Origin of the sequence: Paenibacillus cisolokensis (genome assembly GCF_050481165.1) — a bacterium.
Classification (GTDB): domain Bacteria; phylum Bacillota; class Bacilli; order Paenibacillales; family Paenibacillaceae; genus Paenibacillus_AH; species Paenibacillus_AH cisolokensis.
Genome location: NZ_JBCNFP010000222.1, coordinates 1 through 862, shown reverse-complemented (window position 1 = coordinate 862; position 862 = coordinate 1). Strand labels below are relative to the sequence as shown.

Annotated in this window: 1 protein-coding gene; it reads right to left on the bottom strand. The window is 60.9% G+C overall.

What is annotated here, in order from left to right:
• A partial coding sequence (locus ABEV74_RS23225; protein WP_430150128.1) for a copper amine oxidase N-terminal domain-containing protein occupies positions 1–862 on the bottom strand: 862 nt, incomplete at both ends.

The window sequence follows — 862 nt, the reverse complement described above, 5'->3', positions numbered from 1 at the left end:
CGCCGTGATAGTTCGCATCCATTTTGTCGTAACCATCCACGATGGTCTGCTGGTCTTCGGGCAGCAGTTCCCGGTAGAGCGGAACGGCCTCCTCCGTCGTCCGGTCCACGAGCCAGAGCGTGCCGTGCGGATGCGCCCGCACGAGCAGGATGTCCTCGAATGCTTCCTCCACCGAGAAAACTTCCTCCATCTGTCCCTCCCCTTCGAGCCCGGTTATCTCGCCAAGAGCGAGCCGGCTTGCCGCCGTCCCGTTGGGTTTGACGAAAATGATGTCCGATCCGTCGGACAGGATGGCCTGCCCGCCGAACACGGGCTTGTGCCGCACCGGCGTACCGCCGACAAATTCGGCCTTGGCGCTTGCGGTCAGTTTTCCATTCGAAATCAGGTACTGATAGTCGGTTTCCATAAATGCTATTTTTATAATATCTTTCACCGTGAACAGCCAGTTATCACCGCCAAGAGAGACCAAGTGAGCCGGGTTCAGCCCCTCCGGATCCGGCTTCTCCTTCGCTTGCCCGGCGAGAACGGAAGGCGCCCCTTGCCCCGCCGCATAGATATTGCCGGTGGCCAGGTCGATCCACATATACTGCCGGCCATCCTTGGCCATGATGAACCGCTTGTCATGATTCACGCCGACCGACTTTTGCTTCGCATTCCAGGAGATGTCCATGCCGAGCGCCTCCGTGACAAACCGGAGCGGCACGTAGGTAACCCCCTGCCTGACGACAGGCGCCGCGTCAAGCGCCGCCTGCTTCCCGTTCACCGTCGCCCGCTTCGCGCCGAGTTTCATCGTGACCAGACGGTCCGCCGTCTGCACCGTCACCGTCTTCGTCCTGGCATCCCATACCGCCGCCCCGTCGAT